The organism is Flavonifractor sp. An306 (genome assembly GCF_002159455.1).
Classification (GTDB): Bacteria; Bacillota; Clostridia; order Oscillospirales; family Oscillospiraceae; genus Flavonifractor.
The window spans coordinates 52,690-58,689 of sequence record NZ_NFIQ01000018.1 but is presented as its reverse complement, the minus strand read 5'-3'; the positions used below and the strand labels follow the sequence as shown (position 1 = coordinate 58,689).

5 protein-coding genes are annotated in these 6,000 nt (G+C 54.6%); 2 read left to right on the top strand and 3 right to left on the bottom strand.

The features are described from left to right. Positions 1–403 precede the first annotated feature (403 nt). Entirely contained in the window at positions 404–1,834 is a 1,431-nt protein-coding gene (locus B5F88_RS20175) for a hypothetical protein (protein WP_140402070.1), read from the top strand. A 119-nt stretch (positions 1,835–1,953) separates the two neighbouring features. On the opposite strand, the gene B5F88_RS06510 is transcribed toward B5F88_RS20175, so the two are convergent. After that, positions 1,954–2,694, bottom strand: coding sequence for a nitroreductase family protein (locus tag B5F88_RS06510; RefSeq protein WP_087343190.1), 741 nt, complete (start codon positions 2,692–2,694; stop codon positions 1,954–1,956). A 29-nt stretch (positions 2,695–2,723) separates the two neighbouring features. Here B5F88_RS06510 and B5F88_RS06505 point away from each other — a divergent pair, with 29 nt between their 5' ends. After that, a complete protein-coding gene (locus tag B5F88_RS06505; RefSeq protein WP_087343187.1) occupies positions 2,724–3,581 on the top strand; it encodes an RluA family pseudouridine synthase in 858 nt (285 codons plus the stop codon). 3 nt (positions 3,582–3,584) lie between these two features. On the opposite strand, the gene B5F88_RS06500 is transcribed toward B5F88_RS06505, so the two are convergent. Together B5F88_RS06500 and B5F88_RS06495 are read right to left on the bottom strand one after the other, a co-directional pair. Further along, positions 3,585–4,586 carry a hypothetical protein gene (locus tag B5F88_RS06500; RefSeq protein ID WP_087343184.1) on the bottom strand — a complete coding sequence of 334 codons (1,002 nt, stop codon included), beginning with the start codon at positions 4,584–4,586 and terminating at the stop codon, positions 3,585–3,587. A gap of 148 nt (positions 4,587–4,734) precedes the next feature. Then, on the bottom strand, positions 4,735–5,799 hold the full coding sequence (locus tag B5F88_RS06495; protein WP_087343180.1) for a branched-chain amino acid aminotransferase: 1,065 nt from the start codon (positions 5,797–5,799) through the stop codon (positions 4,735–4,737). Positions 5,800–6,000: the final 201 nt, after the last annotated feature.

Here is a 6,000-nt window from a genome sequence, read left to right as displayed (position 1 = left end):
CGCCTCCAGTGTAAAGGAACTATTCAAATTGTAAATGGCTGTTTTCAGTTGACCAAAATTGGCGTTTTTCGCCTGACCCGGAATGGCGATTATCGCCTGACGCTAACAATGTCTATTTTATCTTGCAAAGTAGGCAAGAATATCTATTTTTTAACAACATGAGGAGCAGAAAAACATTGGAAATATGATATAATATAAAATAAATAAGCAAGTATAATATTGTAACTTCACTAATAAGGTATATATCTTCAACCGATTTTACAGGCTATAACATTGAACCGTACATTATAGCCATTGTATCTTCGTACTCTCAACATGGCATAGCTATAAATAGAATATATTTACATATACGGTGCGTAGTTTTTGAGTAACAAAGAGCAAGAAAGGGGGATAGCGGATTATAATGAATACAATAAATGATACCTTTATAGGCCATCTAGTGATATTTGAAATTGACTGTTTCTTTTCGTTCTCGGATGGTTATTCTTTAAAGATTATACCGAAAACTGAAGATATCGACCTATTTAGATTAAAATGCAAAGAAACTTCTGGTAGTTTAAGTTCACTTGATTGGATTTATGGTGTTGATGATTGGGGTTTCGATGTCGCATTTCTGTTATCAGAGTACCAGCTACCTATGGCCTATCACGAAGGTTGTCTAACACTAATTGTTGACATTATCTTGAGAACCTCTAACTCCAAGGATGCTGATGGAAAATATCTTTACGATTATAACGACCTACATGGTTTTACCGCAATAGACTTTACAGGAAATGCTGTTGATTCAATCTTTTCTCCTAAAATAGCTATAAAAAAAGTTAATGTTGCAAGTCAATGCATTGAGTGGTTACCTCCTCAAGTGTATGCCAAAATTTTTTCAACAACGCTTAATGGAACAAAATGTAATTTGATATTTACCGTAGTTGTGGACAGGAATGATCTCTCTGTTGACACCACTGATTTGGGCAAATTATATTCTGTTGTACGATTAGAATTTAATGAGCGCCAAAGTCTTTCCATGATTAAGATTTGTTGGCAAGCGGTGTGTACACTACTCGCTTTTTGTGTAGGGCAATATAATATTACAGACACGAATATAGGATTATGGGATAAAAAGCAGTCAATAGGAATTGCTGGATTTAGAAGCCAAATTGATTGTGCAATTAACACCGAAAAGGTTGAAGGTGTAAAATTCCAGTATCCTGCGTTTTATCGTTTTCAAATAAATTATTTGGGAGAAAAATTGGGGAAATTATTTGAATTATTAAATTGTGAAAATACAAGGCCAATACTGGACTTTTTGCCTCGAACTAATTCCGATAATGGCGTTGATAAAAACAAAATTAGGGAGCTTTGTACAGCTTTAGAAGTAGAATTTAACTATCTCAATAAAGAAACGGCTAATCCCGCAGTCACTATGCTCGTTGATAATCTCAAAAGACAGGTTAAAGCTTTCAGAAAAGAAAACCCGGACATATTGAATGGTAGTACTTATGATTATATATACGGGACACTTAAACATATTAGTTTGCCAGCAAAAGAAAAACTCTGGCGTGTTTATAGAAAATATGCTGCGATTATTGACAAAGAGACAAAACAAGCCAATAGGTTTATTATCAACAATAGTGAGACACAAACCCTAAAAGATATTGGGTGGCTTGTAAATCTTCGTAATAGCCTTACACATTCAACTAAATTCACAGAGGATGAGATTCCTAATGCAATATATTTTCGACTCAAAATCGCTGTTTATTGTTCAGTTTTTGAAAGATCGGGATACTCATTGGAAGAAATTTCAGATATAATAAAAAGATACTTTAAATATATTATTTAATTGTTTCTCTTATTGACTAAATTGCGCAAACCATTGTAGCACGCTAATATGTGTCTGCATCTTTTTCGGCAACCAAGCACAACGCGGCGCAAGCGAGATCGCTTGCGCCGCGTTTTTTCTTATGCTCCCGGCTCCGGCAGAAACCGCTTCAGATATTCCGCCGCCGAGCGGCTCATCTCCCGGGAAAAGTCCGAGTTATATTTCCGCTGGCAGAAGGCCTGCAGCCAGTCGGTATAGCTCCGCTGTCCGGCGTGATCCGCCAGCATGGCCTCCAGCTCCGCCCCGTCCATCCGGCGGTATGTATTTTCGTGGACAATGTGCTCCATAGTCCGGCGGCGGGGCTTCTCCCGTGCCTTCTGCTGGTCGGTGGGGTATCCAAACACCACCATGGCGGCGGGCACCACGTACTCCGGCAGAGACAGCAGCGCCCGGTGGGTCTCGCACCGCTCCAGAATATCCCCGATATAGCAGGAGCCAATGCCCAGGCTCCAGGCGGCGGTCACCGCATTCTGGGCGGCGATATTGGCGTCGGAAAAGGCCAATAATAAGTCCCCCGGCCCCGGCGCCCGGGGCTGGCAGCCTCCCGCCTGATAGGCGTCGTACCACTTCTGGCAGTCGGCGCAGAAAATGAGGACCATGGGCGCCTGGGCAATGAAGGGCTGGTGGTCGCAGGTATCCGCCAGGGTGGCCTTGACGGCCTGGTCGGTTATATCTAAAATAGTATAAAGCTGCTGGTTTCCGGCGGTGGGGGCGGCGCAGGCCGCCTCCAGAATGGCCCGCTTCTCCCCCGGGGCAATGGGCTTATCCAGATAGGCCCGCACCGACTTGCGGGCGTGGAGCTGGGCCAGCGTCTCATTCATGGGACATTCTCCTCTCAGGATGTGAAGTTATGCAGGAAAAAACCTATTCCGTCACCCAGGCCGGGCCGCTGCTCCCCTTTCTGCTGGAGCAGATCAGGGGCCAGAGCCGCAACAACGTCAAGAGCCTGCTCACCCGGGGCCAGGTACAGGTGGACGGGGTCACCGTCACCCGCCACGACCACCCGCTGGAGCCGGGTCAGGTGGTGGTGATCCGCCCTCAGGGCAGCCGGGAGGCAAAGGCCCCCTTTCCCGTCCTTTACGAGGACCAGCGGCTGCTGGTGATCGAAAAGCCCGCCGGACTTCTGAGCATGGCCAGCGACCGGGAGAAGGTGCGCACCGCCTACCGCATGGCCACCGACTACGTCCGCCGGAGCCAACCCAAAGGCCGGCTTTTCATCGTCCACCGGCTGGACCGGGACACCTCCGGGGTGCTGCTCTTCGCCAAGGACGAGCAGACCAAGCGGGCCTATCAGGACCGCTGGGACACCCTGGTGAGCCGCCGGGGCTATCTGGCGGTGGTGGAGGGCCGCCCGCCCAGGGAGACCGACACCATCCGCACCCTGCTGCGGGAAAATGCCGCCCACAAGGTCTATTCCGTCCGCTCCGGCGGGAAAGAGGCTATAACCCATTATACCACCCTGAGCGCCGGAACGGAATACACCCTGCTGGAGGTGGACATCCGCACCGGCCGGAAAAACCAGATCCGGGCCCACCTCAGTGAGCTGGGGTGCCCGGTGGCGGGAGACCAGGACTACGGCGCGGCCACCAACCCTCTGGGCCGGCTGTGCCTCCACGCCCATGAGCTGGCCCTCACCGATCCCTTCACAGGGGAGCAGCGGCTCTTCCGCGCGGCGGCGCCCAAAGGGTTCCGCTCCCTGGCCCGGTAAGGCTCACAGCCCCATCCGTGCCCGGGCCTGATCCCGGAAGGTCACCAGCTCGGGATAGGCATAGAAAAAGTTTTGCTTTTGGGCCTGAAGGCCCTCCCCCTCCGCCTGGTCGTAGAGCACGAAATAGGCAAAGCTCTCGGCGATGTCCTCCGACGGGCTGGTGGCGGCATAGCTGGTGAGAAAGTCGTCACTGTGGCGGAGGTAGAAGCCGTAGGTCTCCGGATCGGCCAGCCGGTCATCCAGGTAGTCAGACCAGAAGGTCCGGTAAAAGGCGTTCAGGTAGGAGTTCGGGCGGGCGGCCAGGTCGCTCTCGGCATAGCAGCCGTAGGTGGGCTGGCCGCCGTAGTCCACCTGCCCGTTGTTGAGGGTCAGATAGTGGCAGTACTCATGCATCACCGTCTCGGCAAAGCTGGCCCCGTCGCCGGCGTCCTCCGGATCCACCGCCAGCTCCCACCGGGCGCCGGCGTCATCGGTGGGCACCACATAGGCCAGGATCTCCTCCGCCCCGTCGGTAAAGACGGTAAAGCGGTCAAAGGCATCCAGACTTCCCTCCGGCAGCATGGCCCCCACCTGATTCCACAGGTCCTGATAGGCGTCCTTCCCCTCCACGGCCTCCAGCCCGCCGTCCTTCACTGTGTACGCGGTCAGCTGCTCTATCTTTTCCTCGTCGGCGCTCCAGCTCCCCAGGTCCCCCAGATAGCGGCGGGTATAGTCCTCATAGAGCTGATTGAGCCGGCTCACCAGCTGCTCCTCCCGGGGGGAGGGCTCCCGCTCCCCTCCGTTCTCCCTGAGCCGGCGCAGGGAGAGCAGCCACTCCAGCTGCCCCACCACCTGCTCCCGCTCCTCCGGGGTCACCAGGCCGTCCAGCTTGCCCAGCTGGACGGCCGCCAGCCGCCGGGCCTCCGCCTGAATTTCCACATTCCCGCCCTGCCGGATGGGCAGGGAACAGGCGGACAGGGACAGCAGACCCGCCAACACAACGGACAGGATCACGGGACGTTTCATAACAGCACCTCATTTCTTTTGCGCCATTGTACCACAGAGGCGGTGCCGCGGGTGAAATCTAAACAAATTTAAAGATAGAACAAGGGGCGGAACCAAAGTTCCGCCCCTTGTTCTGGGAAGATTATAGGAAGGTTCGTAGAACGCAGTCTTACAGCTTGACCACCCAGTGATGGGGGTCGGGCTGGGTCCCCCACTGGATACCGGTGAGGGTGTCGTACAGCTTCTGGGCCAGCGGGCCGATCTTGCCGCCGTTGACCACCACATGTCTGTCCTCCCAGCCCATCTCGCCGATGGGGGAGACGACGGCGGCGGTGCCGGTGCCCCAGGCCTCCTTCAGGGAGCCGTTGGCTCCCGCGTCAAAGAGCTCCTGGGCGGTGATCAGCCGCTCCTCCACCTTCAGCCCCCAGTCCCGCATCAGCTCGATGCAGGACTTGCGGGTGATGCCGGGCAGCACGGAGCCGGTGAGCTGCGGGGTGACCACCGTATCTCCGATCTGGAACATGACGTTCATGGAGCCCACTTCTTCAATATACTTGCGGTGGACGCCGTCCAGCCACAGCACCTGGGCGTAGCCGTTTTCCTCCGCCCGCTCGCCGGCCCGGATGGAGGCGGCGTAGTTGCCGCCGCACTTGGTATAGCCGGTGCCGCCCCGGACCGCCCGGACGTCCTCGCTCTCCACGTAGATCTTCACCGGGTTGATGCCCTCGGCGTAATAGGCTCCCACCGGGCAGGTGATGATGGCGAAGATGTAGTTGTGGGCGGCGTGGACCCCCAGGGTGGGGGTGGTGGCAATGATGAAGGGGCGGATATACAGGGAGGTGCCGGGGGCGCTGGGCACCCAGTCGGCCTCCAGACGCACCAGCTGCTCGATGGCGGCCAGGGCGTCCTCCTCGTCCAGGGGCGGAATGCACATCCGCTCGCAGGAGCTGTTGATGCGCTTGACGTTTTCGGTGGGCCGGAAGAGCTGTACCCCGCCGTCGGGGGAGCGGTAGGCCTTCAGGCCCTCAAAGACCTCCTGGGCGTAATGGAACACCATGGCGGAGGGGTCCAGGGCAATGGGGCCGTAAGGGACGATCCGCCCGTCGTGCCAGCCCTGGCCGGCGGTGTAGTCCATGATAAACATATGATCGGTAAAGGTTCTGCCGAATACCAACGTACTGGGGTCGGGCTTCTCTTTCAGCACCGCGGCCCGCTGAACCGGATATTCCTTCATCGGAACGGCCTCCTAAATGCTTCGCTTTCTGCCTGTAGTATGGCACGCCTGGGGGCAAAAGAATGTAAAGCATGATACAATGGTGAAAAAGTTCCCCGGGAAACGGATTTTCCCGGCGGGGCTTGCCCCTTGGGGGCCGGCATGGTACAATAAAAGTTACCTGCCGGCCTGTCCGGCCCACTCTCTGCAAAGGAGCCCTGT

Bases quoted from the DNA above. Each gene is read 5' to 3' on its own strand.
- B5F88_RS06495 (WP_087343180.1), bottom strand. From the start codon at position 5,799: ATGAAGGAATATCCGGTTCAGCGGGCCGCGGTGCTGAAAGAGAAGCCC.
- B5F88_RS06500 (WP_087343184.1), bottom strand. From the start codon at position 4,586: ATGAAACGTCCCGTGATCCTGTCCGTTGTGTTGGCGGGTCTGCTGTCC.
- B5F88_RS20175 (WP_140402070.1), top strand. From the start codon at position 404: ATGAATACAATAAATGATACCTTTATAGGCCATCTAGTGATATTTGAA.
- B5F88_RS06510 (WP_087343190.1), bottom strand. From the start codon at position 2,694: ATGAATGAGACGCTGGCCCAGCTCCACGCCCGCAAGTCGGTGCGGGCC.
- B5F88_RS06505 (WP_087343187.1), top strand. From the start codon at position 2,724: ATGCAGGAAAAAACCTATTCCGTCACCCAGGCCGGGCCGCTGCTCCCC.